This is a genomic window from Clostridium sp. Marseille-P299 (assembly GCF_900078195.1).
Taxonomy (GTDB): Bacteria; Bacillota; Clostridia; order Lachnospirales; family Lachnospiraceae; genus Lachnoclostridium.
In genome coordinates, this window is record NZ_FJVE01000007.1 from 234789 (window position 1) to 261090 (window position 26302).

The window sequence follows — 26302 nt, forward strand, 5'->3', positions numbered from 1 at the left end:
AAAGAATAATTTATCGTTCCAGGGGATTCATAATTTTTCTATTACAATAGGAATCTAAATAATTGAAATACTGCTGAACATATGCCAAGGCTAATCTTTTGCCAAGTTGTAGGTTCCAGGGCAACCACATCACCATTTGTTCCATAAGAGCCATCGCTCATAACTGGTAAAGACTTATCAAGCATATCTGACATTTTCTCAGACAATAATTGATTAAATTCGGTACCATTTACAACAAGCATCACTTCAGTATCTAAGTAGGTACTTCGCATATCTAAATTATAAGAACCAATTACAGAGATATTATCATCAATAAGAAGTGACTTATTATGCATCGAGTGATCCCCTTGAAATTCGTAAAGGGTAACTCCGGTTGCAATAACCTTATCTTTATTCCAAGTATAGTCAGCCGAAGCCATAAAATTGTCGCCACCCGCCGTTGAGTTTAAAAACATTGTAACATTAGGTACGCTATTGCTAATTTGTTGTAAATCAGAGTACATCGTATCGTTTAAAACAGCATACGGAGTTTGCAAAATTACTTTTTCTTTTGCCTGCATCATTAATTGAGTTAACTGATAATAAACATAAGGTTCCTTGCTTGTAAGATTAATCGGATTTGAGATGAGGCTAATCTTATTCGTTGGAACTGTAATCAGAGCATAGTCTAAGCTCTGGAATAATTCTGGACGTTCCGTTATCAAAGAGTGATAGTAGTCCTCTAATTCAATTTCTGCACGATTCATATCTTTTTTCTTATATCGCGGAACAGTATTAAAAACTGTTTTGTTATAATCTGAATTCCAAATTGTATTAAAATAATCTTTTACTTCAGAAATAACACTAGAGGAAGTATCTTTTGAATTCCAAGTAGTATTATAAACTAAGATATCACGGTCATAGCTAAGTACCTTCGTGTTATATTCTCCAAGAAAATAATTTGAAATATTACGTCCTCCTAAGAGAAGTAACTTATCATCAATAATAATGTATTTATCGTGCAATCTATCATTTAAATTCCAGGGCTTTAGTAGATTTATTGTGTTATAAAAACGAATTTCAACATTAGGATGAGTTCCAAGTACATAATACATTGTATCATTTTTCATATCGTGAGCACTTGTAATACCATCTAAGATAATTTGAACTTTTACCCCACGGTTGGCAGCATTTAAAATGGTTGAAAAGATTTCCTTGCAGCTTCGATCATTTTTAACGGAAAAAGAAGAAATGATAATACTTTCCTTCGCTTCATTCAACATATGTAATCGAACATCAAGCGCATCATCACTATCTTCGATAATAGCGGCACGGTCCACTCCAATTGTGTCATTGTAAAATTTATCTGTTGAAAAACTATTCTTAAAGTCATCATTCACTTCGGGAAAATGAATAAAGGGTATAGTAGCACCTAAGATGAGATAAAGAACATAGATTGCAAGAATAGCGCCAAATACTTTAAATAATTTTATAAACTTATACTTCATGTAATCCTCCGTTCACATAATCCTAGTAGATGTTATTATGTGAAGAATTATTATTTTTATTAAGATAGACATCTAATCTATTTCAATGGAACAATCAACCATATGAAACAGTGGTAATTGCTATATTTAAAAAGTATAAAGCTTTTTAGTCTGATTACAATTAAAAAACTATTAAAATTCTATGATTTTTACTCGTAAGAATGACAGGAAATGAAATCTTAAGTAATTATATTGGAAAAATTTATAAATTCTTAAGAATAATATGATATAATGAAAGCGGAATGAGGTATCTGCAAACTCGTTTGCAGATGCCGATTGGAGCAACAAGATCATGGAGAGAATTTGTCCATGATATAATGAAAGCGGAATGAGGTGTATGCAAACTCGTTTGCAGACGCCGATTGGAGCAACAAGATCATGGAGAGAATTTGTCCATGATATAATGAAAGCGGAATGAGGTATCTGCAAACTCGTTTGCAGATTGAAGCAACAAGATATTGAAGAGAATTTGTTCAAAGAGGAAATCAATTACACACAATATTAGGAGAACATCATATGAAAGATGAATATCAAGATGATTTTAAAGGTTACAATGATGAAGAACAAAAAACACGTATCCAAGATGAATTAATTAATGAAGAGGAATATCTCGATGAATTACATTTATCTTTAGCGGAACAGGTAAATTCAGTATTTAGTGAAAATGAACCAATAAATGATAGTGTCGTAGATAATAGGAATAAGAAAAAACCTAAAAAAAGAAAAATCATCTTTGCTCTTGCTTCCATTGTTCTTGTTTGTGTAATTTTAGTGATAACTCCTTTGGGCAAAAAAATAGTAAGTAATGTATTAGGTGATTATTTATATAATCAAGGCTTTGAGTTTGTAGATACAACCAGTACTTTAAGTGATATTCAAGCTAATTTTAATAGTGATGAGTCTATTTTAATTAATAAAGATAAGGTTGACGATCATATCATTAATATTCTTTTGATTGGCATTGAAGAATTTAACAGTGCAAAAAATACTGACTCCATGATTATCGCATCGATTAACACTAAAAATAATACGTTAAAATTCCTATCAATTATGAGAGATATTTATGTAGATATTCGAGGTTATGATAATAATAAATTAAATGCCGTTTATTCCAAAGGTGGAATTGAGCTATTATATGATACGATGGAAACTACCTTTGGGTTGGAAATCGATGGATATATGCTTGTGAATTTTGAATCATTTGAAAAAATCGTAGATATTTTAAATGGGGTTGAAGTAACTTTAACAAAAGGTGAAGCAGCTTATTTAAATAAACATAATTATATTTCAAATCCAGCGTATCGAAATGTAGTAGTAGGAACGCAAAAATTAAACGGCAATCAAGCACTTGGTTATTGTCGTGTTCGTAGTGTATCAACAGGTACTGAAAATAATGACTTTGGAAGAACACAACGACAACGAGCTGTATTAAAGAGTATGGTGGATACATTAAAAGCAAAAAATCTTTTGGATTTGACAAATACAATTAATGAAATTGTATCTAATGTTAATATAAAAACAGATATTACTAAAACAGATTTCAAGAAATACTTAGAAATTGGTTTGGGGTTAAAATTTAATGAAATTGATAATTTAAGAATACCAACGGATGGAAGTTATGTAGATCAAAAAGTTTTAATAGGAAAAAGTAAACAAGCTGTTTTAATTCTTAAAGATCAATTGAAAACGAAAGAGGAAATAAGAGAGTTTATATACGAATAATATAGTTAATCAAAATGGATAGATTTGTTATAAGTAACTGGAAAGTGTGATAATGGTATGAAGAAGAAAATTTATAATACAATGTTTTATACAAGTTTTATATTTTATATATGGTTTTTGATTAGGAATATATTATTTAAATACGTTTCACCCTTAGAATTGTTTCGTGACGGACGATATTTTTCAAGAACATTAAACATGAGACCACTCTATAATATATTTGGTACTTACTTTAATAAGCTTGATTTCTATGGGAATATCGTTTTATTTATACCCTTTGGAATATATCTTGGTTTAATGGCAAGAAATATTAGCAGAGCTAAAAAAATCGCAATGTTTACTTTATTAAGCTTATTTTTTGAGACGTTCCAATATGTTTTTGGAATTGGTGCAAGCGATATTTCAGATGTTATAACGAATACAATAGGCGGAATTATCGGATTATGTATTTACAAGATTTTTAAGAAGTTTTTAAAAGATGATACAAAAGTTAAGAACCTTGTTGCAGTTTGTAGTTCAGCAGTATTAATTCCAGTAGTGTTTATTTTAGTGGCTTTAAAAATTCATAATTAAAACTGATCTGCTTACATTTTGAGAATAAAAGAACCCCAAAACGTAATTCAAATGATCTGTCCCCATAAGTTAGATTTTAGGTCTAACTTATAGGGGGAAGTTCACAAATGAATTACATTTTGAGGTTTTTTGTTTATTCTACCGTAACTGATTTTGCAAGATTTCGTGGCTGATCTACATCAAGTCCTCTAAAGGAAGATGTATAATAAGCAATCATTTGCAATACAACAGCTGCACTAAATGGTGCAAAGGTTGCGTCTGTTTTTGGTATTACAACTTTATAATCATATAAATTCTCTTCAATAACAGCATCTGGAGTAGTGATACAAATGACACAAGCTCCACGTGCTCTTACTTCTTTCATGTTAGAAATCATTTTTGATAATACATTATCTTGGGTTGCAAGAGCAATGACTGGAACATTTTCAGTAATTAAGGAAAGTGTTCCATGTTTTAATTCACCTGCCGCATAAGCTTCGGAATGAATATAAGTGATTTCTTTTAATTTAATGGAACCTTCACAGGAGAGAGCATAGTCCATGCTTCTTCCAATAAAGAATAAATTTTCTGCTTTTACTAGATGTTTACTAATTGCTTCTATATCAGAGGTCTTAGTTAAGACTTCTTCAATTTCAGGAATAACGCTAAGTAATTGATTCATTGCTACGGAGCAATCCTTAGCATCTAAGCATTTTCTTACATAAGCAAAACGATATGCAATCATATAAAATGCAGACAATTGCGCAGTATATGCCTTAGTACTAGCAACCGCGATTTCTGGACCCGCATGTGTATAGAATACATAGTCGCTTTCACGGGCGATGGAAGAACCTTTAACATTGACAATGGATAAAGTTCTTGCACCTTTTTCTCTAGATAGGCGAAGTGCTGCTAAGGTATCTGCGGTTTCTCCAGATTGAGAAACTGTAATTACAAGTGTATTTTCATCAAGAATCGGATCTTGATAACGGTATTCAGAGGCGATATCCACAGTAACTGGGATACGAAGTAAGCGTTCAAATAAAATCTTACCAATTAATCCAGCATGCATAGCAGTACCGCAAGCAGTGATGATGATGCGATTTACACCCTCAAAAACGCTGTCAGGAATTCCATCTGCAGTAAAATCAGGAATGAAATACTGATTGGAGTTTTCTACGTACTTTAATAAGCGTGGTGTAATTGTTCTGCGTAATGCGTCTGGCTGTTCATGAATTTCTTTTAACATATAATGCTTATAGCCATTTTTTTGCGCAGCAGACATATCCCAAGTAACACTAAGCATTTCAGGAGTCTTAGGATTTCCATCTAAATCTGTTACTTCGATAGAATTCTTTGTTAATTTTGCAATCTGATATTCTGGAAGAACAAAATAATCCTTAGAATAGCGTAGCAAAGCTACCATATCCGAAGCAACAACAGAACCTTCTTCTGTATGACAAGCAACTAAAGGGCTTCCTTTTCTAATACAGTAGATAACCTCTGGTTGGTCCTTAAAAAGTATGCAAAATGCATAAGCTCCATCTAGACGGTCTACTGCCATTTTAATTGCAGCATGGGCATCACCTGTATAAAGACTATCAAGGAGCATAGCAGCAATTTCACTGTCGGTTTGTGAAACAGGAAATCTTCCGCTCACTGCTAACTCTTTTTCTAGTTCGTGGTAATTCTCTATGATACCATTGTGAATTAAAGTCACGTTACCACAAGCATGAGGGTGAGCATTTACTTTGGATACACCTCCATGAGTGGCCCATCTTGTATGACCAATTCCACAAGTGGAGTTAAATTCAGCTGGAATGCTCTCTTTTAGCTGAGCAACCTTTCCTACTGACTTAACTACTGATAAATTTCCTTCTGTAAAGCAAGCAATGCCTGCACTGTCGTAACCGCGATATTCTAATTCCTTAAGTCCATTTACAAGAACCTCAGGAGCACTTAAATACCCGGTAAATCCAATAATACCACACATAATGAATCGTCCTTTCTTATTCAGTTTTCAAAGTACTGGTTACACTATGTTTGATTATACCGTGATTGTTGGGCAGTCACCTGCCATTTTGTCGGTACATGACACGTTCAAACTACATGAGAGAGCATCCGCCGAATTTTCGATAACCCTCTACCTCGTCGACCTCTATTCACCCATGAGAGGTTCCTGGCGCTAATTTTATCCTTACGGAAAACATTTCTGTTGATGCCTGGGCTAGCATAAACATGATAGCATACCCTTTGCTGTGTGTCAACAAATGGTGTATCGAACAAACAATGGAAATATATGCGGTAATTTACACAGTAATTAACGTAAAGGGTGCTACATTTTCTAGAACTATTTCTAGAAATAAATTGTTTAAGATGGGGTAAAATTCGAAGGAAAATTATTTTGTAGCACCCTATTACATAATACACGCATGTTCCTATAACCAGATACACTTTTACAAAAGGATATGATTCAGGTTTACTTTATTATATGATAGATCATTGAAAGAGGACCTATAAATCAGACTTATAATGCGATTTCTCCAACATAATTGGTTGCAAATATATTACGTACCTCATCCATATCCTCAGTCTGTCCCAGTGCCCAAATCAACTTAGTCACAGCAGCTTCCGTTGTCATATCAAAGGCCTGGATAACTCCGTGACGAAGTGCTAGTTGACCAGTTTGATAAATGGAAAGATCACTTCGTTCATAAAGACACTGACTCGAGATAACAATGCTTATACCATGGTCTGATAATTTTTCTAATTTACTGATTAAATCACGATGAATGTAATGTAAACCGCCAGCACCAAAAGCCTCGATTACAATGCCACGATAATTAAGCTCTAGTAACATATCAAAAATGCTTGGATTTAATCCAGGTGTTAGCTTAAGTAAAAATACATCAGCGCATAGAGAGTTTTTAAAGGTACACTCAACATTGATTTTTGGTATCGCTTGGTAGTTGATATTTAAACCAGTAGAATCGATGGTCGCAATATTTGGATAGTTTACACTTTCAAAAGCATCAAAACCAGTGGTACGAATCTTAACAGCACGTGATCCAAGAATAATTTTACGATTAAATGCAAGATAAATACCAGCCACATGTGAGGTTGCCATGGCAAAGGCATAACGCAAATTATCAATCGCATCGGTTAAGGGGTGCGTTAAAGGTAATTGTGAACCAGTAAATACAACTGGTATTGGTATATTTTGCAGCATAAAAGATAGGATAGAGCTGGTATATGCCATGGTATCAGTACCATGTGTAATAACAATACCGTCATAAGATTTGTAATTCTCATAAATATGCTTCCCTATTATTAGCCATTCTTCTGGTTGTATATTGGAACTATCTAAGTGCAAGATATCCTCAATTGTAACATTTAAATCGGATGTAAAATTTGCAATGTATGAATGCAAATGATTGCCACTAAGTCCAGGTACTAAACCTTCAGAGCTAGATAATGAGGCAATGGTTCCGCCGGTTGTTAGTAGCAGTATATTTAGTTTTTCTTTCATATAATTAAAACTCCTTAAGATATATTTAAAATGGGATGTACTTGATTGATTTCATACTGAATAGATATCGTTACCCTTGTTCCTTACTGTGTAAAAACAGTGGATAATAATAGTAGTTAATAATCTGTAATGTTCATCTAAGTCAGTATAACTATAGTAGAAATGTTTTATTTATTCAACATAAAATTTATCAATCGTGTCAAGAAATTAACAGACGTTGACAACATTTTAACTATTGTTGCTATTTGTTTAAAAATAGATATAATAAAAAACGAACGTGCAAATTAGTAACAATATGCATTGTATACTTAGATTTTGTTGAAAAACTAATATTATGCATAAGTTTAAGATTACGTGATTTGCAATATTAATGTATTCATTAAGTGTTTAATTGTTTGCTGAATATGCAAAATTTATTGATAGAGGAGAATGAATATGGCAGAACATGTTGTTAACGAAGCGAAAAGATGTTTGAATTGTAAGAAACCTTTATGTCGAACAGGGTGTCCGATAAATACCAATATTCCAGTTATGATTCAAGAGTTTTTAAATGGTGGTATTTCAAAGGCGGGAGAGATGGTATTTGAAAACAATCCACTCTCAATCGTATGCTCCCTAGTTTGTGATCATGAAAAGCAGTGTGAAGGACATTGTATTCTTGGTAAAAAGGGAAGTCCAGTTCATATTAGTAGCATTGAAAATTATATTTCTAGTACTTATTTTGATCAAATGGTGTTAGAGCGTGCGGAAAAGAAAAACAAACGTGCAGCAGTCATAGGTTCAGGTCCTGCAGGAATTACAATTTCCATAATACTTGCAAAGCGTGGTTATGACGTTACAGTATTTGAAACAAAAGAAAAAATTGGTGGTGTGTTACGCTACGGTATTCCAGAGTTCCGTTTACCAAAAACAATACTTGATAAATATAAAAAGAAAATGCTTGAATTAGGCATTCGTTTCCGTCCAAATACAACAATTGGTGGTGCAATTGGTATTGATGATTTATTCCGCGACGGATATTTAGCAATCTTTATTGGAACTGGGGTATGGAGACCAAATAGCCTTCGTATCAAAGGGGAAAGCCTTGGAAATGTTCATTTTGCGATTGATTATCTTGTAAATCCAGATTCTTATGAACTAGGAGATTCACTAGCGATTATTGGAGCAGGTAATTCTGCAATGGACGTAGCTAGAACTGCAATTCGTAAAGGTGTTCGTGATGTTACGGTATATTCTCACCGTAATGCAATTAGAGCAAGTCAGCTAGAAGTAGAATATGCAAAGATTGATGGCGTTCGTTTTGAACTTTGCAAATCTCCAGTTGAATTAACCGAAGAAGGTCCGATTATGAGATCGACAACTTGGGATGAAGAAGGTGTTATGCATGCTGTTGAGGGTAGTGAAAAACTCTACAAAGCTGATTCCATTATTGTTGCTATTTCACAGGGACCAAAAGATAAGATTGTGTCAACAACACAAGGCATTAACGTAAATAACAAAGGACTTATTGTAACCAATGAATCCGGAGAGACATCAAGACCTGGAATTTTTGCTTCTGGTGACGTTGTAAATGGAGCAAAAACAGTAGTAGAAGCTGTTCACTATTCTAAGATGGTTGCAGATGCAATGGATGAATATATGAGTAGTTTATAATAATTTATATGATAGGGCTGTTCTAAAACGTATTTTTAATTTAATAAATACGTTTTTAGGACAGCTCTTTTTTTAATGTTAGGAAATAAAAGCAGAAAGGCTTTATTCTATCCTTTAAAAATCATTCTGTTAAGGATGCGCAGATGCGCGCAGAACAAAAGGTGTGCTATAAATCGAAAAGTATGGATATAACCCCTAATTACATCATATATGTATAACAAGCTTGGAATGAAAAAGAAGATTAAAAAGCTATTGACTAAGATTTGACAAAGCTATATAATGTAGTCTATTAAAGTGTTATAGCTTTAACTTATGAAAATAATAAACATTTAAAAGTTTATGTAATTATGGTTAGGGAAAACCAATAATGTAAGATGAAGGAGGAATTTAGAATGGGTAGAGTGTATAACTTTTCCGCAGGACCAGCGGTATTACCAGAAGAAGTCTTAAAAGAAGCAGCAGCAGAAATGCTTGATTATAACGGAACAGGAATGTCCGTTATGGAAATGAGTCACCGCTCCAAAGCGTACGAAGAAATCATTAATACAGCAGAACAAGATTTACGTGATTTAATGAATATTCCAGACAATTACAAAGTTTTGTTTTTACAAGGTGGCGCTTCTTCACAATTTGCAATGATACCAATGAATCTTATGAAAAATAAAGTTGCAGATTTTATTATTACCGGTCAATGGGCAAAAAAAGCATACGAAGAAGCCAAAATTTATGGAAAAGCGAATGCGATTGCCTCCTCGGCAGATAAAACTTTTTCTTACATACCAGATTGTTCAGATCTTCCAATCAGCGAAGATGCTGACTACGTCTATATCTGTGAAAATAATACGATTTATGGAACCAAGTTTAAAACATTACCAAATACAAAGGGGAAAGATTTGGTAGCAGATGTCTCTTCTTGCTTTTTATCAGAGCCAGTTGATGTATCAAAATATGCTTTAATCTATGGTGGTGTTCAAAAGAACATTGGCCCAGCAGGAGTTGTCATTGTTATCATTCGTGAAGATTTAATCACGGAAGACACTCTACCTGGTACTCCAACAATGTTTAAATATAAAATTCATGCAGATAACAAATCCTTATATAATACGCCTCCAGCTTATGGTATTTATATTTGTGGTAAAGTATTTAAGTGGCTTAAGAAAATGGGCGGCTTAGAAGCAATGAAAGAAATAAATGAAAAGAAAGCAAAAATTCTTTATGACTTTTTAGATGAGAGCAAGTTATTTAAGGGAACTGTTGTAAAAGAAGATCGTTCTTTAATGAATGTTCCTTTTGTAACAGGAAGTGAAGAATTAGATGCGAAGTTTATAAAAGAGGCTAAAGCAGCAGGTTTTGAAAGCTTAAAAGGCCATAGAACTGTTGGCGGCATGAGAGCAAGTATCTATAATGCAATGCCTATCGAGGGTGTAGAAAAACTTGTTGAGTTTATGAAAAAATTTGAAGCAGAAAATGCATAATTTATATTTCATAATTTATTAAAGACTTGATAAACGCGTCAATGAAACACCTAGGTGAGGAATTGATGCTTTTATCATATCAAGGAGAAAAGAGTTGCTTCTTGCCTTAATTTCTTGAAAAAGACTGGTCTTAACAGTTTAGATTTTGGAAAGCAAAGTCTTTAATAAATGAATTCTTGTATAATTATTAATAAAAGTTTAGGAGAGAGTATTATGGCTAAATATAAATGTTTAAATCCAATTGCTGAAGTAGGTCTTAAATTATTTAATGATACATATGAAAAGGTGGATGATATAGAAGCCGCTGATGCAATTCTTGTACGTAGTGCTGCGATGCATGAAATGGAGTTTTCTAAAAATTTAAAAGCAATTGCAAGAGCAGGTGCGGGTGTAAATAATATTCCCCTTGATAAATGTGCAGAAGAAGGAATCGTTGTATTTAATACTCCAGGGGCAAATGCAAATGGTGTAAAAGAATTAGTAATTGCAGGTATGTTATTAGCATCAAGAGATATTGTTGGCGGTATCAATTGGGTACAAACTGCAAAAGATAATCCAGATGTAGCAAAGCTTGTTGAAAAAGAAAAGGCTAAGTTTGCAGGAAAAGAAATCGAAGGTAAAAAGCTAGGAGTTATTGGACTTGGTGCAATTGGTGTATTAGTTGCTAATGCTGCAAAACGTCTTGGTATGGAAGTATACGGATGTGACCCTTATATTTCTGTAGAACATGCATGGAATCTTTCTAGAGATATTAAATATGTAAAGACAAGAGAAGAAATATTTGAAGAATGTGATTTTATTACTGTTCATGTTCCATTATTAGATGAAACGAAAAAGATGATCAACAAAGACACAATCGCTACTATGAAAGACGGTGTAGTAATTCTTAACTTTGCAAGAGATTTATTGGTAGATGATGATGCTATGGAAGAAGCATTAAAGAGTGGAAAGATTGCAAAATATGTAACTGACTTCCCTAATGCTAAAACTGCAGGAATGGAAGGGGTTATTGCAATCCCTCATCTTGGAGCATCTACAGAAGAATCTGAAGATAATTGTGCTAAGATGGCAGTAAAACAAATAGCAGATTATTTAGAAAATGGTAATATTAAAAATTCTGTTAACTATCCATCTTTGGATGCTGGAGTATGTCATTGTACTTCTCGTATTACGATTAATCACAAAAACATACCAAATATGTTATCTCAATTTACTAGCGTTTTCTCCTCTTGCAACATGAATATTGAAAACATGGTTAATAAAAGCAAAGGCGAATATGCATACACTGTACTTGATGTAAGTGAAGTAGTAGATAACACAATGATTGAAAAATTAGAAGCAATTAAAGGTGTATTAAAAGTAAGAGTAATCGCATAATATAAATAAAACTGTCGCAAATCAGCTTATGATTTAGCGGCAGTTTTTTTTGATTTTTTCTGTTATATTAAAAAGTCCTAGATTAAAGTTTCATTTGGTGATAAAATCAACATGAGTTTGCATATCTAAAATTTGAACAAAAGAAGTTTTATATGGTAAACTATATGTTGTTGTTTGATTACCTAATTGGAGGAAATTGTTATGAAATTAATAGATACTAAGGATGCTGTCGGACATGTTTTATGTCATGATATCACACAAATTATAAAAGATGTCTCAAAAGGAGTAGTGTTCCATAAGGGACATGTAATCAAGGAAGAGGATATTGAAGTGTTACTTTCTTGTGGAAAAGAACATCTATATGTTTTTGAAAATGAAGAAGGAATGCTACACGAAAATGAAGGAGCAGCAATTTTAGCGGAAATAAGCAAAGGTGATAATTTAAGAGAAACACCTGTAAAAGAAGGTAAAATTGAGTTGATCGCAGAAACGGATGGATTATTAAAAGTAAACAGTGCACTATTACGAAAAATCAATTCTTTCGGTGATATGATGATCGCTTCTAGACGTGGAAACTTTACAGTAAAGGCTGGAGATAAAATTGCTGGGACAAGAGTAATTCCTTTAATGATTAAAGAAGAAAAAATGAACCAGGCAAGAGAGCTTGTAGGGAATGAAAAGATATTTCATGTGAAACCATTTCAAAAGAAGAAAGTTGGTATTGTTACAACCGGAAGTGAAGTTTACCATGGAAGAATTCAGGATACCTTTACTCCTGTTATTATAAATAAGTTTAAAGAATTTGACGCAGAAGTAATCGGCCATGAGATTTGTGATGACAAACCAGATATGATTACAGATGCGATACTTAAATTAATTAAAGAAGGTGCCGATGTAGTTGTATGTACAGGGGGCATGAGTGTGGATCCAGATGATAGAACACCTCTTGCAATCAAAAATACAGGTGCAAAGATTATAACTTATGGAGCACCAGTATTACCAGGTGCAATGTTTTTACTATCATATTATAGTGATAATATACCAGTAATGGGATTACCAGGATGTGTAATGTATGCAGGTCGAACAATATTCGATCTAGTATTACCAAGAATTATTGCGGATGATAAAATTAGTAAGGAAGAATTAGATGAACTTGGTGAGGGTGGACTATGCTTAAAGTGTGATGTTTGTACCTTCCCTAACTGTAGTTTTGGTAGATAAGGCTCTATGAAGTAAAGCACTATAAAAAAGATTATATTTCTTTAATTCAAGTTAGAAAGAGGCTACAATGGACGATAATATAAAATTAAACCATTTTGATAAAAATGGAAAAGCAATTATGGTTGATGTTGGTGATAAAGAGATTACAGAACGTGTAGCAATTGCAAAAGGAAGAATAAAAGTAAATGAGCAAGTATTTAATGCAATTGAGGCAGGTACTGTAAAAAAAGGTGACGTACTTGGAGTCGCAAGAGTTGCAGGAATTATGGGAGCTAAAAAAACTGCGGAATTGATTCCGATGTGTCATCTTTTAGCTTTTTCAAAATGTAGTATAGATTTTGAAATGTTTAGAGACTCGTTAGAAGTAGAAGCAACTTGCATGATAAAAACCAAAGGACAAACTGGGGTTGAAATGGAGGCACTTACTGGTGTTAATATTGCTTTATTAACAATTTATGATATGTGTAAAGCAATTGATAAGAGGATGGTTCTTGGAAACATCTACTTATATGAAAAAACAGGTGGTAAGAGTGGAGATGTAAGGTGGAATTCTGACGGGGGTAAAGAGTGAAAAAATCATTTTCACTAGGTTAGAACCCGTGATGTGGTTTCTTTCATTGAATTGTGACGCCATAGGCGGTAGAATGAGAGGTATATATGAAAGACCAATACCAAAGAGAGATTGATTACCTAAGAGTGTCCGTAACAGATGCTTGTAATTTTTGCTGTGAATATTGTAAACCCAGCGAAACAAAAAGTGATGAAGGACAATTAATGACCCTTGATGAATTGTTCCGTATTTGTAAACTTTCATCGGAACTAGGGATTCATGCCATTAAAATAACAGGTGGAGAACCTCTCTTAAGACCAGGAATTGTAGAGTTTATTAAAAAACTAAAAAAATTACCTGATATAAATAGCGTAACTATGACAACCAATGGATTTCTTTTAAAGGACAAGGTAAAAGAATTAAAAGCTGCTAAAATTGATTGCATTACGGTTAGTTTAGATAGTTTAGATAAGGAACGTTTCCATAGAATCACAAAACGTGATGTATTAGATACTGTTTTAGAGGCTATTGATGCCTGCTTAAAAGAAGGAATTAGAGTTAAAGTAAATTGTGTAGTTACGAAAGATTTTGATGAATGGACAGCATTTTATGAGTTTGCTAAGAATAATAAAGTAGATGTTCGCTTTATAGAAATTATGCCAATTGGACCAGGAAAACAATTGGGTAATGGAATGGAAAATCAGATTTCAAAACATATTTTGTCTATGTTTGATGAAAAAGATTTGGTGAAAGAAAAAAAGGGAAGCGGACCAGCGGTTTATTATAAGAAGGAGGATATGAAAGGTAGTATTGGTGTGATTGATGCTGTAAGTCATAGCTTTTGCGGAAGCTGCAATCGAATCCGAATTACTTCTCATGGTATGTTAAAACCTTGCTTAGCAAATCCAAAGTTAATTGATTTTAAACATAAACTAAGAACCGGTGCTACGGATATTGAATTAATGAAGATCATAGCAAGTGCGATTTATCAAAAACCGGTGGGTCATCAATTTCATGATGCATTTAAGGCTCCGCAGACGGATTCCACAGAAGAAAGCAATATGTATGAAATTGGCGGCTGATACCAACAGAATTAAAAGTATGTCGCCTTAAGCGGCGGAATGTGAGGAATTATGGGTAAAGTAATAGCAGTCTGTACCAGCGAGAAAAAAGGTACAGAAAAAAGAAATGTAAATGAAGCTAATTTTATTGTTGATTTTGGAATTGAAGGAGATGCTCATGCAGGAAAGTGGCATCGTCAAGTTAGTTTATTAAGTCTTGAAAAGTTTGATGCATTTAATGCTAAAATAGAAAAAGAAGAAGAAAAAGTGATTCCTGGTGCATTTGGTGAGAATCTCTTAGTAGAGGGAATTCCTTTTGCTTCATTACCAATCGGTACAGAATTCATTTGTAATGATGTTGTACTTCGATTAACTCAGGTAGGAAAAGAATGTCATAGTCATTGTGAAATCTATCATAGAGTTGGTGAATGTATCATGCCTAAACAAGGTGTATTCACTGAAGTTGTAAAAGGTGGTACGATTAAAGTAGGCGATATGATGTCGATTCTTCGCAACGGATACCGTGCTGCGGTAATTACCTTAAGTGATAGTGGATTTTATGAGGGTAAGAAAGATATTAGTGGTAACGTACTTGAGAATGAGTTAAAAAATCAAGGATATGAAATAACAAATAAAATTATACTTCCGGATGATAAGGAACGTTTGAAGGCGGAATACATAAGAATATGTGATGAGAATCAAGCGGATATTATCTTTACTACGGGAGGAACAGGCTTATCCCCACGTGATCAAACACCTGAGGCAACACTTGAGATAGCAGAACGCAATGTTCCAGGAATTGCAGAAGCAATTCGAGCAAACTCAATGAAGATTACAAATAGAGCTATGCTCAGCCGTGGTGTTGCGGTAACTAGAGGTAAAACTCTAATCATTAATTTACCAGGAAGTCCAAAAGCAGTCAAAGAATGTTTAGATTTTATTTTACCTGAAATCTGGCATGCACTTAGCATACTTTTAGAGAAAGAAAGTAACTGTGCTGGTATAAAAAGAAATTAGAATTGAAAAATAAACACGAATCGTGTATAATCTTAGCATTATGTTAAATTTTTATGTACAGTAAAGGAAGAGAGGAATAGTTCCATGCAATTATTAAAAGATAGAATAATGCAGGATGGTAATATAAAACCAGGCAATGTGTTGAAAGTAGATAGCTTTTTAAATCACCAAATGGATATTACCTTATTAAATGAAATAGGAAAAGAATTTAAAAGGATTTTTTCCGATTTAAAAATTACAAAAATTTTAACCATTGAGGCATCTGGTATTGGTATCGCATGTATTGCGGCTCAATATTTTGATGTACCTGTTGTGTTTGCTAAAAAAACACAGAGTATCAACATTGATGGAGATGTATATTCTACTAAAATAGAATCTTTTACACATAAAAAGACATACGATGTTATCGTTTCAAAGCGTTTTTTAAATAAAGATGATAGAGTATTAATCATTGATGATTTCTTAGCAAATGGTTGTGCTATGGTAGGTTTAATCGATTTAGTAATCAGCGCTGGAGCATCCGTTGAAGGTATTGGAATTGTAATTGAAAAAGGATTCCAAACTGGCGGAGAGATTATACGTGAAATGGGTCTTCGTTTAGAATCCCTCGCAATCATTGATAGCATGGATGCTGAAAAAGGCACTGTTGAATTTCGTGAATAATTAATAGTTATTTATATATAAAGGTAAACTTTAAACCGGAATATAGAAAACAAAATGTATTGTTTTCTTTCGGAGAAAGTTTACCTTTTTTATATTTCTAAAAACTCTATGAAATATAGGTAGGGGTATTTCAAATATAATTATATAATGCTATAATAAGAAGAAACTGCGGAGGAATAATGGAGGAGATTCTTTTTTTAAAACCTGTGTTTAAAGAAATGATTTGGGGGGGCAACCGTCTTAGAACGGATTTTAATTATTCTATCAACGGTGAGCATATTGGGGAATGCTGGGCTGTTAGTGCTCATAAAAATGGCGACTGTGAGGGGGTTACAGGCAAATATGTGGGCAAGCGTTTGAGTGAGCTATGGTTAGAACAAAGAGAATTATTTGGAAATATTTCAGGGGATGTATTTCCATTATTAATAAAAATCATTGATGCAAAAGATGATTTAAGTATTCAAGTTCATCCAGACGATCATTATGCGGCTGAATATGAAAATGGAGCATTAGGCAAAACAGAATGCTGGTACATTCTAGATTGTAGTGAAGATGCAAACATCGTTATTGGACATCATGCAAAGAGCAAAGAAGAATTAAAAAGCATGATAAACAACAATGCTTGGGAAGATTTGATACGAATATTACCAATTAAAAAAGGAGACTTTTTTCAAATTGAACCTGGGACAGTTCATGCGATAAAAGCAGGAACTTTAGTTTTAGAAACTCAGCAAAATAGTGATATCACATATCGACTACATGATTATAATCGTCTTCAGGATGGAAAGCCAAGAGAGTTACATTTGGATAAGAGTATCGATGTAATTGGGTGCCCACACAACGATGCCATAGCGAACAAAAAAGAAACCAGTTATGAAAACGCTACGGTAGAAGAATTAATTCAATGTAAGTACTATACTGTAGATAAAGTGCAAATTCATGGTAGTCAAAAATTTGTACAAGATCACCCTTTTTTAAACTTAAGTGTATTAGAAGGGAATGGAAGTATTGATACCATAGCGATAAAGAAGGGAGACCACTTTATTATACCAGCAGGATATGGGGAGTATACATTGGAAGGGATGATGATGTTAATTACATCCCATGTATAAAAAGATAAAAAGGTAGTATTTAAACTTGTAATTGCAATGAAATTGGAGGAAAGATGAAAGCTGCCGGTAGGTAGCATGGAGGTTTAAGATGGGTAATTTATTTAATTTGGAAAATGGTTTCTTTTCTTTTATGGGGAAAGTATGGGATATGATTTTATTAAGCATTTTGTGGGTGGTTTTGTGTATTCCAATTGTAACCATTGGTCCAGCGACAACAGCTTTATATTACACGGTTGTAAAGGTAATTCGTAGAGAACGTGGATACGTATTTCGTGAATTCTTTCATTCCTTTAAGGATAATTTTAAATTAGGTCTTATAACTTCAGTTATTTATGTAGTTTTGGCTTATATTTTATATGTTGACTATATCTACGCAAATAGTTTAAAAGCAACAAATCCAAATCAAGCATATTTATTTTTTGCAGGGTTTAATGCAATTACTTTAGTAGCAATCGCAGTTCTTGCATATATATTCCCTGTCCTTTCAAGATTTACTTTAAATTTAAAAGGATTATTTAAAACGACGTTCTTAATGGCCATGAAGCATATATTTACAACAATAGCATTAATTGTAATCATCGGTGCTTCTGGACTCGTTTTATCAATTGTTATACCAGCGATATTATTTATGCCTTCGTTATGTTGTCTTTTATGCTCCTTCTTGATTGAACGAGTATTTAAGAAATATATGCCTGTACCAGATCAAACACCAGAGGAATCCGGTAAGGATCAATGGTATTTGGAGTAGTAAAAATAGAATAAAAAGAAGAGGTTCGTATGAGTGAAGATGTCTTGTATCAATTAATGAACTGGCCAGAGATTGAGACGATTGTTTATTCAGAACATGACAATCCTCATCAATTACTAGGAGCTCATAAAGTAGAAGCAGGAATTCTTGTGACTGCGTTTCTACCAAATGCAAAAGAAGTAATATTAAAGTTTAAAGGTACGAATCGTGAATATCCAATGATTTTGGAAGAAGAGAATGGTTTTTATGCAGTGCTTTTACACATGAAAAAGATACAAGCATACACTCTTAAGATAACGTGGAATAACGGGACGATAGAGGAAATAAAAGATCCATATTCTTACGAGCCTCTGATAAAAGCAGAAGATACTATGAGATTTCGCCAAGGGATTCATTATAATATATATGAATTACTTGGCGCTCATATTCAGACGATAAAGGGCGTGACGGGCACTTATTTTGCAGTTTGGGCACCAAATGCAGTAAGAGTTAGCGTTGTCGGGGACTTTAATGCATGGGATGGGAGAAGGCATCCGATGCGAAGATTGCCTGATTGTGGTATCTTTGAACTTTTTCTACCAGGAGTATTACAAGGCTCGATTTATAAGTATGAAATAAAAGCAAAAGGTGGTCTAACTTTTTTAAAGTCTGATCCTTATGCCAATTATACAGAAATACGTCCAGCAAATGCATCCATTGTATTTGATCTTGATCAATATCAATGGAATGATATTGATTGGATGAAAGAAAGAAAACAAAAGAAGACGAGAGAACTTCCTATGTCTATTTATGAAGTTCATTTAGGATCATTTAAAAAGCCACAAGAGAAAAATGGTTCTTTTTTTAATTACCGCGATCTTGCAGGAATGCTATGCGAGTACGTAAAAGAAATGGGATATACCCATATTGAAATCATGCCAATTATGGAACACCCTTTGGATGAGTCTTGGGGATACCAAGTTACTGGATATTATGCAGCTACATCACGTTACGGGACGCCAGAAGATTTTATGTATTTCGTAGATTATATGCATCAACAAGGTATCGGGGTAATCCTTGATTGGGTGCCGGCTCATTTCCCAAGAGATAATCATGGACTGTCTAATTTTGATGGTACATGTTTATACGAGCATAAAGATCCAAAGCAAGGTTTTCATCCACATTGGGGAACATTAATCTATAATTATGGAAGAGCGGAAGTTTCAAACTTTCTAATTGCCAATGCACTATTTTGGATTGAAAAATATCATATAGACGGGATAAGGATCGATGCGGTTGCCTCCATGCTATATCTTGACTATGGTAAATTAGATGGAGAATGGATAGCAAATAAGTATGGTGGAAATGAGAATTTAGAGGCCGTAGAAGTTATAAAACATTTAAACTCCATTGTTAAAAAAAGAAAAGATGGCGTTATAATGATAGCTGAAGATTCGACTACTTGGCCTTTGGTAACAGGTTCGCTAAAAGAGGGTGGACTTGGTTTTGATTATAAATGGAATATGGGCTGGATGAATGATTTTACTTATTATATGAAACAAGATCCATTGTTTCGCAAAGGATGTCATGAAGCATTAACCTTCAGTATGGAATATGCTTATCGTGAAAATTTCATTCTAGTATTATCTCATGATGAGGTAGTACATGAGAAAAAATCAATGATTCTAAAGATGCCGGGTGAAATGCAAGATAAATTTGCTAATTTACGTGTTGCATATGGATTTATGACTGCACATCCAGGAAAAAAATTACTTTTTATGGGTCAGGAATTTGCACAATTTTCAGAATGGAATGAAGAGAAGAGTCTTGATTTTTCTTTGTTAAATGAAACTTTAAATTCTCAAATGAAAGAATACGTAAAGGATCTTAACCATTTATATAGAAATCATAAAGCTCTATACCAAATGGACTATAGTGAAAAAGGTTTTGAGTGGGTAAGTCGTTTCGATGCAGATCATAGCATTATAAGTTTTATGAGAATTGGGAAGAGGAAAGAGGAACAGTTATTTGTTATTTGCAATTTTACACCAGTAGTATATGAAAGCTACAAAGTTGCGGTACCAAGACCTGGGAAATATAAAGAAATATTTAATAGTGATGCTATAAAATATGGCGGCTTTGGACATGTAAATCCAAGAGTAAAAACTACAAAAAAGATGCCTACTAGTGAGGGAAAGTATTCTATTACAATGACAATACCGCCACTTGGGATAGCTATATTTATGCTACATAGCGAGAATAGCAATGTAAGGAGTATAGATAATTAATGTCACTTATAACGTATGATAGCCCATAATTTAAATAAATGTCACTTATAACGTATGAAAGTTCATAATTTAAAAAAATGTCACTTATGACGTATAAAAGTTCATAATTTTAATAAAATGTCACTTATAACGTATGAAACTTCATAAATAAAAAGGCAAAAACAAGGGTAAAAAAGCAATAAAATTATAAACTAAAAATTGATATTTAAATAAATATAAAAAGGAGAGATGCTTACTATATGAAAGAACTCATTTTTTTACAAGCAGTTGATATTGAACAAAAGATGTCAGAACTTGATAAGCTATGGGATAAATTTTGGCCAGCAGCACAAAGTTTTTTAATTAAATTAGCGGTTTCAATTATTGTGTTTATCATAAGTAAAAAATTATTGAAACTTTTTTTAAACTTAACAAGAAAAGGACTTGAACGAGCCAAGTTTGATTTAGGAGTAGCTCATTTTATAACTTCTGTGTTACAAGTATTAGCATACATTTTAATAATTACTATGATTGCAGATATACTTGGGCTACCAACAACATCTTTTGTTGCAATTCTTGGATCTGCTGGTTTAGCAATTGGCTTAGCTTTACAAGGGAGTCTTAGTAACTTTGCAGGTGGTGTATTACTATTAGTACTAAAGCCATTTCGAGTAGGCGATTATATTATTGTAGGAGTATTAGAAGGTACTGTTACAGCAGTTGATATCTTTTATACAAAAATTATTACTTCAGATAATAGACTAGTAGTGTTACCAAATGGTTCATTATCAAATAGTAATATTACCAATGTAACGAATGAACCAAATCGAAGACTGGATTTAATAATACCCATTGGCTATGATGATGATATAAGAACTGTAAAAGATGAATTAAATAATATCATATTAAGACATGAGTTAATCTTAAAGGAAAAGAACATGGATATTTTTGTGAATGCATTTGGTGATGATGCAGTAGAAATAGCGATTCGTGTGTGGGTGGCAAAGGAGAATTATTTAACTGTAAAATCTGAGCTGTTAGAAACCATTAAGTACATGTTTGATGAGAAGGGATTTTCTATACCATATCGTAAAATGGATATTGTTATAACAAATAATAAGGAATCCTAGTTTTCATAACAATACAGATGTTTTGGCAAAATTAACTAATATTTCGTTTTAGCTATTAATATTTTGTGCAATATAGAAAAAGTTATAATTTTAAAAAAAAATACTTTTCAAGATGAAAAAATAATGGTATTTTATATCTTAAGAAGTTTATCAGAGCGAGGGTGTTCTCAATTTTTGAGGGCACCTTTTTTTAAAATTATTTTTAGTATTCATATCAAGCTAAAGTTGTAATTTGAGCATAAATATGTTTTAATGATATCGGAATATTTAAGAATAATTATTTAATGATAGACTAATAAGTTTACACTAAACCTTATTTTATACAATGTTTGCGATGAAAGTGGAGGAAAATTATATGGCTGAGAAATTAATGGACATTTTTGGAATGGATGTTTTTGACGAAAGTACCATGGCAGAACGTTTGCCGAAAAAAACATTTGCGGCGTTAAAAAAGACGATCGAAAATGGAGAGGACCTTGACCCTCATGTTGCTGAAGTAGTTGCAAATGCGATGAAGGATTGGGCAATTGAGAGAGGTGCAACACATTATACACATTGGTTTCAGCCAATGACAGGAATTACTGCTGAAAAACATGACTCCTTTATTACACCTATCGCTGGTGGAAAGATATTAATGGAGTTTTCAGGTAAAGAACTTATAAAAGGTGAGCCAGACGCTTCTTCCTTCCCAAGTGGTGGCTTAAGAGCAACTTTTGAAGCAAGAGGATATACGGCTTGGGATTGTACTTCTCCAGCATTTTTAAAAGAGGATGCAGCAGGAGTTACACTTTGTATTCCAACAGCATTTTGTTCTTATACAGGGGAAGCATTAGATAAGAAAACACCATTACTTCGTTCCATGGAAGCAATTAATACTCAAGCACTTCGTATTTTAAAATTATTCGGACATAATGATGTAACAAGTGTATCTTGTTCCGTAGGTGTTGAGCAAGAGTACTTCCTAATTGATAGAGAGAAATACCTACAAAGAGAAGATTTAGTGTTTACTGGACGTACGTTATTTGGTGCTATGCCTCCAAAAGGCCAAGAACTTGACGATCATTATTTTGGTTCCATTAGAGAAAGAGTTGCAGCTTTCATGAAGGAATTAAACATTGAACTTTGGAAATTAGGTATTTTAGCAAAAACTCAGCATAATGAAGTTGCTCCAGCGCAACATGAAATCGCACCAATTTTTACTACTGCCAATATCGCAACAGACCATAATCAGTTGATTATGGATACTATGAAGAAAATTGCAATACGCCAGGGATTAACTTGTTTAGTACATGAAAAACCTTTTGAAGGTGTAAATGGTTCTGGTAAACATGATAACTGGTCACTTGTAACTAACACAGGTAAGAATTTACTTGACCCAGGTAAAACACCTCATGAAAATATTCAATTTTTACTATTCTTATCTGCTATTTTAAAAGCAGTGGATGATCATGCTGATTTATTAAGACTTTCCGCTTCCAATCCTGGTAATGATCATAGACTTGGTGCAAATGAGGCACCACCAGCGATTATCTCTGTTTTCTTAGGAGAACAGTTAGCAGATGTTTTAGCTCAGTTAATTGAGACTGGTGAAGCAACTAGATCAAAACAAGGTGGAAGACTAAGAACTGGAGTTCATACACTTCCAGAACTTAAAAAAGACGCTACAGATAGAAACCGTACATCACCATTTGCCTTTACTGGTAACAAGTTTGAATTTAGAATGGTTGGTTCCTCCATGTCAGTTGCTGGACCAAACACAATTTTAAATACAATTGTAGCTGATGTTTTAAGTGACATGGCTGATGAATTAGAAAAAGCAGAAGATTTTGATTTAGCTGTTCATGATTTAATTAAAAAGACAGTAACAGACCATCAAAGAATCGTATTTAATGGCAATGGTTATTCTGATTTATGGGTAGAAGAGGCAGAAAGACGTGGATTACCAAATATTAAATGTATGGTAGAAGCAGTACCTGCATATACAACAGATAAAGCAATCACTTTATTTGAAAAACATAAAGTTTTATCAAGTGTTGAATTAAAAGCTCGTGCAGAAATTGAATATGAAGCTTATTCAAAAGCAATTAACATTGAGGCTAAGACAATGATTGAGATGGCTTCAAGAAAATTTATACCAGCAGTTATTAAGTATACGACTACACTTGCAAATAGCATTAATGCAATTAAAGCAGCTGTTCCAAGTGCAGATGTTAGCGTACAAGAAAAATTGTTAATTGACGTTTCTGCTTTATTAGTAGAAGCTCAAAAAGCTTTATCTAAATTAATTGATTTAGTTGAGGAAGCAGTAGAAAAAGAAGAAGGCGCAGAGCAAGCACTTTTCTTTAAGAGCAATGTATTCCCTGCTATGAGTGAATTAAGAGCACCGATTGATAAGTTAGAAACACTTGTTGATAAGGATGTATGGCCAGTTCCAACTTACGGCGATTTATTATTTGAAGTTTAATTTTAGCTATCATTCACAATATAAGTTTATAATTTAAAACCATAATATAAGTTTATAATCTAAAACCATAATATAGTTGCAAGAAGAGTGTTATAAAATGTATGAACGCATTTATAACACTCTTTTTCTCGTTAGAATTTAAAACCAAAGGACCTACAAAGACAGGGGAATTGTTGAAAGATATATTGTAAGTATTTGTTGTAATATGTAAGAATATGGTATAGAATGGGTGATAAGGAGAAAACGGATATTTATAAAGGGAAGAGAGGTTACTATGGGAAAGCATCTATTTGGTGAAGGAAAGAAACAGGGGAAAACTATTGTACGTGAGAAAATATTAAATTGGGATTTTACGGGACCAGTTAGTACAGGGAATGAAAACATTGACGAAAAAATATACACAAATTTAAAGGGGTACTTCACAGAGTTTCATCACGATTTTGAGAACGTAAGAACGGTTTCTAGTCAATTAGAGGGGGTTGCAGATGAAATCCGTGATATTTCTTTTAATGTTAGAAATGCTACAGAGTATATTGCTAAAGGGGCAGAAAACCAGACAGAAGATGTAGAGCAATGCTTAAAATTTGCAGATGAACTTGCAACACAGATTGATCATATGGATCGTCAATTCATAGATTTAAAAACAACATCAGAGGAAATGAGCGATGTGAATATACGTGGAAAAAGAACCATTGAACATCTTTCTTTGCAACAAAAAGAAAATAAGCAAGCATTAAGTGATATTACACAAGAAATCTATGTTTTAGTTGAAAAATCAAAGAAAATTAATGATATCACAGAAGTTTTATATCGCATTGCGGCACAAACAAATCTACTAGCACTAAATGCAGCGATTGAAGCCGCTAGAGCAGGAGATGCGGGAAAAGGATTTGTAGTGGTTGCAGATGAGGTTAGAAAACTTTCTGAAGAAAGTAGAATCGCTAGTCAAAATATCAATGATTCTGTGGAAGATATTACGATTGAATTAGGAAAACTTAAAGAGAGCATTGATAAATCAGAAAGTACCTTTGATGCCCAAGAAGAAGCTGTGAATACCGTTGTAAAATCTTTTGAAGATATCAATTATTTTATTAATAATTTTATTAAGAGTCAGAATGAATTTAGTTTACAAGTTGAGTCTCTTGATGAAGGAAAGCGAAGATTGGTTGATTCCATAGGGGATATTGCAGCAGTTATAGAGGAATCCACTGCAACTACGCAAGAGGTAGCCTCTTTAACTATGAGTCAAAGTAGCGTAGTAGAATTGATTGTTAAAATGTCAAATGATCTATTTGATAAAGTGAGTTCCATCGAGAAAAATTTCACTAAAGTGAAAGTTGATGTAGAAGAAAAGGTGAAAAATAAAATTGCAATTATTTTTGACATAGAAGATCCATTCTGGCTTCCTACCATTGCAGAAACAAAAAAAGCAGCAAAAGCACTAAATTTCGATGTTGAATTTTTTGCACCAAAAACTCGAAATGAGGGCGCAAGAGAAATGAGTGATATTTTAGATACTATTTTAAGAAGTAGCTTTGATGCAATTGTTGTAAGTCCCATTGATGACAAGGCGGTTATTGAGCGTTTAAAGGCTGCAAGTAATAAGGGAATAAAGATTATATTTATTAATTCACTCCTTCAAGGAATTTCTTATGAGGCTTTGATTGAAACCAATGGAATACAACTAGGAACACATGCAGCAAACGTAGCAAAAAAATTATTAGGAAATCAAGGAGAAGTTGTCGTAGGTTTATGGTCAGATGCTAAAATAACATCAATTGAGCAAAGAGCAGAAGGATTTATAAATGAATTGAATGAAAATTCAGGTGTTAAAGTAAATATCTCTAGTGTTGTTGGTGAACCTAGTGATAGAGAGGCAGAAGAATTAATTGGTGCAATGTTAGTGAAATATCCGAAGACAAAGCTTGTGTTTGCAACGAATGTTGGATGGGGATTAGCATATGCAAAATATTTCAGTAAACATAAGAGCGATATAAAGGTTTTAACTGTAGATTATACGAAAAACATCAAAGATAATATTGTAAAAGGATATATTCATAGCGCAATTGCTCAACGAGCTTTTGCCTGGGGAACGATGGCACTTGAATTTCTTAGTGATGTTTTTGAAGGAAAGCAGGTACAAAAATATACAGATACAGGTACCTATGAAGTAAATAAAGTAAATATTAACATATACGAAAACAGAATCTAATATATTTAATAAAATTTTATAACAAACTTAAATGGTACATGATA

19 protein-coding genes are annotated in these 26302 nt (G+C 33.3%); 16 read left to right on the top strand and 3 right to left on the bottom strand.

Annotated elements, in window-relative coordinates; all coding sequences use genetic code 11:
- Positions 1–41 precede the first annotated feature (41 nt).
- Positions 42–1487 (bottom strand): phospholipase D-like domain-containing protein, encoded by a 1446-nt coding sequence (locus BN4220_RS09285; protein ID WP_066715631.1) that lies wholly within the window; start codon positions 1485–1487, stop codon positions 42–44.
- A gap of 555 nt (positions 1488–2042) precedes the next feature.
- Between BN4220_RS09285 and BN4220_RS09290 the strand changes: the two genes are divergently transcribed.
- Positions 2043–3248 carry an LCP family protein gene (locus BN4220_RS09290; protein WP_066715632.1) on the top strand — a complete coding sequence of 402 codons (1206 nt, stop codon included), beginning with the start codon at positions 2043–2045 and terminating at the stop codon, positions 3246–3248.
- 57 nt (positions 3249–3305) lie between these two features.
- Positions 3306–3821, top strand: a complete 516-nt coding sequence (locus BN4220_RS09295) for a VanZ family protein (protein WP_066715633.1) — start codon at positions 3306–3308, stop codon at positions 3819–3821.
- Positions 3822–3954: 133 nt separating this feature from the next.
- Here the strand turns inward: BN4220_RS09295 and glmS are convergent, their stop codons facing one another.
- Both glmS and BN4220_RS09305 read right to left on the bottom strand, forming a co-directional pair.
- Positions 3955–5793 carry a glutamine--fructose-6-phosphate transaminase (isomerizing) gene (glmS, locus tag BN4220_RS09300; protein ID WP_066715634.1) on the bottom strand — a complete coding sequence of 613 codons (1839 nt, stop codon included), beginning with the start codon at positions 5791–5793 and terminating at the stop codon, positions 3955–3957.
- Positions 5794–6327: 534 nt separating this feature from the next.
- On the bottom strand, positions 6328–7329 hold the full coding sequence (locus tag BN4220_RS09305; protein WP_066715635.1) for an asparaginase: 1002 nt from the start codon (positions 7327–7329) through the stop codon (positions 6328–6330).
- A 435-nt stretch (positions 7330–7764) separates the two neighbouring features.
- On the opposite strand from BN4220_RS09305, the gene BN4220_RS09310 reads away from it, so the two are divergent.
- The 14 genes from BN4220_RS09310 (at position 7765) to BN4220_RS09375 (ending at position 26258) form a co-directional block, all read left to right on the top strand.
- The gene (locus tag BN4220_RS09310; protein ID WP_066715636.1) at positions 7765–8982 is read left to right on the top strand and encodes an NAD(P)-dependent oxidoreductase; all 1218 of its coding nucleotides are present in this window, start codon (positions 7765–7767) and stop codon (positions 8980–8982) included.
- 392 nt (positions 8983–9374) lie between these two features.
- The gene (gene serC, locus BN4220_RS09315; protein ID WP_066715637.1) at positions 9375–10457 is read left to right on the top strand and encodes a 3-phosphoserine/phosphohydroxythreonine transaminase; all 1083 of its coding nucleotides are present in this window, start codon (positions 9375–9377) and stop codon (positions 10455–10457) included.
- Positions 10458–10670: 213 nt separating this feature from the next.
- Complete coding sequence (locus BN4220_RS09320) at positions 10671–11834, top strand: phosphoglycerate dehydrogenase (RefSeq protein WP_066715638.1); 1164 nt, start codon at positions 10671–10673, stop codon at positions 11832–11834.
- A gap of 201 nt (positions 11835–12035) precedes the next feature.
- Positions 12036–13055 (top strand): molybdopterin-binding protein, encoded by a 1020-nt coding sequence (locus BN4220_RS09325; protein ID WP_066715639.1) that lies wholly within the window; start codon positions 12036–12038, stop codon positions 13053–13055.
- A gap of 67 nt (positions 13056–13122) precedes the next feature.
- A complete protein-coding gene (gene moaC, locus BN4220_RS09330; protein ID WP_066715640.1) occupies positions 13123–13626 on the top strand; it encodes a cyclic pyranopterin monophosphate synthase MoaC in 504 nt (167 codons plus the stop codon).
- An 86-nt stretch (positions 13627–13712) separates the two neighbouring features.
- Entirely contained in the window at positions 13713–14687 is a 975-nt protein-coding gene (gene moaA, locus BN4220_RS09335; protein WP_066715641.1) for a GTP 3',8-cyclase MoaA, read from the top strand.
- Between the two features lie 51 nt (positions 14688–14738).
- Positions 14739–15683 (top strand): MOSC domain-containing protein, encoded by a 945-nt coding sequence (locus BN4220_RS09340; protein ID WP_066715642.1) that lies wholly within the window; start codon positions 14739–14741, stop codon positions 15681–15683.
- 84 nt (positions 15684–15767) lie between these two features.
- On the top strand, positions 15768–16346 hold the full coding sequence (locus BN4220_RS09345; protein ID WP_066715643.1) for a xanthine phosphoribosyltransferase: 579 nt from the start codon (positions 15768–15770) through the stop codon (positions 16344–16346).
- A gap of 179 nt (positions 16347–16525) precedes the next feature.
- Positions 16526–17458 (top strand): mannose-6-phosphate isomerase, class I, encoded by a 933-nt coding sequence (manA, locus tag BN4220_RS09350; RefSeq protein ID WP_066715644.1) that lies wholly within the window; start codon positions 16526–16528, stop codon positions 17456–17458.
- Positions 17459–17546: 88 nt separating this feature from the next.
- Complete coding sequence (locus BN4220_RS09355) at positions 17547–18206, top strand: YesL family protein (protein WP_066715645.1); 660 nt, start codon at positions 17547–17549, stop codon at positions 18204–18206.
- Between the two features lie 29 nt (positions 18207–18235).
- A complete protein-coding gene (gene glgB / locus BN4220_RS09360; protein ID WP_066715646.1) occupies positions 18236–20473 on the top strand; it encodes a 1,4-alpha-glucan branching protein GlgB in 2238 nt (745 codons plus the stop codon).
- A 239-nt stretch (positions 20474–20712) separates the two neighbouring features.
- On the top strand, positions 20713–21582 hold the full coding sequence (locus tag BN4220_RS09365; RefSeq protein WP_066715647.1) for a mechanosensitive ion channel family protein: 870 nt from the start codon (positions 20713–20715) through the stop codon (positions 21580–21582).
- Positions 21583–21937: 355 nt separating this feature from the next.
- Complete coding sequence (locus BN4220_RS09370; protein WP_066715648.1) at positions 21938–24046, top strand: glutamine synthetase III family protein; 2109 nt, start codon at positions 21938–21940, stop codon at positions 24044–24046.
- A gap of 274 nt (positions 24047–24320) precedes the next feature.
- Positions 24321–26258: a methyl-accepting chemotaxis protein gene (locus BN4220_RS09375; RefSeq protein WP_066715649.1), complete on the top strand. Its 1938-nt coding sequence runs from the start codon at positions 24321–24323 to the stop codon at positions 26256–26258.
- Positions 26259–26302: the final 44 nt, after the last annotated feature.

What these genes read in the sequence shown, in the direction of transcription:
- BN4220_RS09285 (WP_066715631.1), bottom strand. Translation starts at nt 1,487, where the DNA reads ATGAAGTATAAGTTTATAAAATTATTTAAAGTATTTGGCGCTATTCTT.
- BN4220_RS09290 (WP_066715632.1), top strand. Translation starts at nt 2,043, where the DNA reads ATGAAAGATGAATATCAAGATGATTTTAAAGGTTACAATGATGAAGAA.
- BN4220_RS09295 (WP_066715633.1), top strand. Translation starts at nt 3,306, where the DNA reads ATGAAGAAGAAAATTTATAATACAATGTTTTATACAAGTTTTATATTT.
- glmS (WP_066715634.1), bottom strand. Translation starts at nt 5,793, where the DNA reads ATGTGTGGTATTATTGGATTTACCGGGTATTTAAGTGCTCCTGAGGTT.
- BN4220_RS09305 (WP_066715635.1), bottom strand. Translation starts at nt 7,329, where the DNA reads ATGAAAGAAAAACTAAATATACTGCTACTAACAACCGGCGGAACCATT.
- BN4220_RS09310 (WP_066715636.1), top strand. Translation starts at nt 7,765, where the DNA reads ATGGCAGAACATGTTGTTAACGAAGCGAAAAGATGTTTGAATTGTAAG.
- serC (WP_066715637.1), top strand. Translation starts at nt 9,375, where the DNA reads ATGGGTAGAGTGTATAACTTTTCCGCAGGACCAGCGGTATTACCAGAA.
- BN4220_RS09320 (WP_066715638.1), top strand. Translation starts at nt 10,671, where the DNA reads ATGGCTAAATATAAATGTTTAAATCCAATTGCTGAAGTAGGTCTTAAA.
- BN4220_RS09325 (WP_066715639.1), top strand. Translation starts at nt 12,036, where the DNA reads ATGAAATTAATAGATACTAAGGATGCTGTCGGACATGTTTTATGTCAT.
- moaC (WP_066715640.1), top strand. Translation starts at nt 13,123, where the DNA reads ATGGACGATAATATAAAATTAAACCATTTTGATAAAAATGGAAAAGCA.
- moaA (WP_066715641.1), top strand. Translation starts at nt 13,713, where the DNA reads ATGAAAGACCAATACCAAAGAGAGATTGATTACCTAAGAGTGTCCGTA.
- BN4220_RS09340 (WP_066715642.1), top strand. Translation starts at nt 14,739, where the DNA reads ATGGGTAAAGTAATAGCAGTCTGTACCAGCGAGAAAAAAGGTACAGAA.
- BN4220_RS09345 (WP_066715643.1), top strand. Translation starts at nt 15,768, where the DNA reads ATGCAATTATTAAAAGATAGAATAATGCAGGATGGTAATATAAAACCA.
- manA (WP_066715644.1), top strand. Translation starts at nt 16,526, where the DNA reads ATGGAGGAGATTCTTTTTTTAAAACCTGTGTTTAAAGAAATGATTTGG.
- BN4220_RS09355 (WP_066715645.1), top strand. Translation starts at nt 17,547, where the DNA reads ATGGGTAATTTATTTAATTTGGAAAATGGTTTCTTTTCTTTTATGGGG.
- glgB (WP_066715646.1), top strand. Translation starts at nt 18,236, where the DNA reads ATGAGTGAAGATGTCTTGTATCAATTAATGAACTGGCCAGAGATTGAG.
- BN4220_RS09365 (WP_066715647.1), top strand. Translation starts at nt 20,713, where the DNA reads ATGAAAGAACTCATTTTTTTACAAGCAGTTGATATTGAACAAAAGATG.
- BN4220_RS09370 (WP_066715648.1), top strand. Translation starts at nt 21,938, where the DNA reads ATGGCTGAGAAATTAATGGACATTTTTGGAATGGATGTTTTTGACGAA.
- BN4220_RS09375 (WP_066715649.1), top strand. Translation starts at nt 24,321, where the DNA reads ATGGGAAAGCATCTATTTGGTGAAGGAAAGAAACAGGGGAAAACTATT.